Source organism: Halorubrum sp. CBA1125, assembly GCF_009742825.1.
In the GTDB taxonomy this organism is placed as follows: Archaea; Halobacteriota; Halobacteria; order Halobacteriales; family Haloferacaceae; genus Halorubrum.
The window spans coordinates 1-1,501 of sequence record NZ_WPCE01000346.1 but is presented as its reverse complement, the minus strand read 5'-3'; the positions used below and the strand labels follow the sequence as shown (position 1 = coordinate 1,501).

Genomic DNA, 1,501 nt, shown 5'->3' with positions numbered 1-1,501 from the left:
GGGTTCTCCGGATCGCTCGCCCCGAGACGCGCTGGCTCTCGACCGGCTGGAACGGCGGTCGCTCGCGCGGGACCGCCGCCTACAACGTCTCGGTGCCGGAGGGGTTCGACCGGACCGATCTCGGGGCGTACCGCGACGAGCGGTTGGCTCGCGCCGGGTTCGCGGACGGCCCCGGAGACGGCAGAGGAAGACCCGACGGCGACGGCGGCGCTCCGGCCGACGCCGGTCCGCCGACCCTCTTCACCGGCGTCGGGATGGAGCACGCGCGCGGTGCGCGCCTCGGTCCGGTCGTCGCCTACGCGACGGTCGGGCTGTCGAACCCGGCAATGCTCCCGATGGACCCCGGCGACGCGTCGTCGGGCGAATCGGCGCCTCAGGCGACCGACTCGGCGGGAGCGGCCGAGGCGCCGGACGACGCCTCACCGGCACCTGGGGAACCCCCGCGGCCCGGCACGGTCAACCTGGTCGTGGGGACGACCCGGCGGCTCGCGGCGGGCGCGGCGACGAACCTCGTTGCCGTCGCGGCCGAGGCGAAGACGGCGACCCTGCTGGCGCTCGCGGGCGTTCCGGGGACGACGAGCGACGCGGTCGTGGTCGGCGACGACCCGACGGGGGAGCCAGCAGACTTCTCCGGGAGCGCGACGCCCGTCGGCGACGCGGTCCGCGTCTGCGTCCGGGACGCGATCCGCGCGAGCCTGCGGTCCCGATACCCGGACGGCGAGGTGCCCGGACCGGCCGCCGACGCCGACCACGGCGTCGTCGCCGACGACCGGGCGGAGGTTTTCGATCCATGACACCGACCGACACTGACGCGGCCGACGGCACCGACAGCGAAGGCGACGCGACGACCGACAGCGAAGGCGACGCGACGACCGACAGCGAAGGCGACGCGGCGACCGACAGCGACCCCGCCGCCGATCCGACCCGCACGCCGGGCGGCGGTGTCACCCCGGAGCCGGAGCCGATCGAGCCGGCCGCCCCCGAGGAGTTCGGCCTCGTACAGGCTGGTGGGGCGACGGCAAGGGGAAGACGACGGCGGCGATGGGGATGGGATTCCGGGCCGCGGGCCACGGCTACCGCGTCCACATGCTGCAGTTCATGAAGGGCGGCGCGGACAGCGTCGACGCGGTCCGCGGCGAGTACAACGCCATCGCGGCGATCCCGGGGTTCACCTACGAGAACGCCGGCCACTACGGGTGGCACGGGCTGCTCGACGCTCCGCCGACGACGAACACGAGGCGAAGGCACGGGGGGCCTTCGAGCGCGCCGAGACGCTCGTCGCGGCGCCCGCGAGGCGGACCTGTCGGCGCCGCTTCCGCTCGACGGCGACCCCGACGCCGGCGTCCACATGCTGATCCTCGACGAGCTGTTGTACGCGGTCGACAGGGGGCTCGTCGCCGCCGAGGCGGTCGTCGACCTCGCGGAGACGAAGCCCGACCGCCTCGAGCTCGTCCTCACCGGGAGCCACGCCGAACCCGCGTACCTCGACGCGTCGCCGACC

General features: G+C 75.1%; 1 protein-coding gene and 1 pseudogene. Both read left to right on the top strand.

The window, feature by feature from the left end; genetic code table 11:
- The coding region (locus GJ633_RS16555; protein WP_156589637.1) for an adenosylcobinamide amidohydrolase at window positions 1–794 on the top strand (794 nt) is incomplete at its 5' end.
- A pseudogene (locus tag GJ633_RS16550) lies at window positions 791–1,501 on the top strand (cob(I)yrinic acid a,c-diamide adenosyltransferase); the annotation flags it as partial. The gene GJ633_RS16555 and the pseudogene GJ633_RS16550, both read left to right, overlap by 4 nt.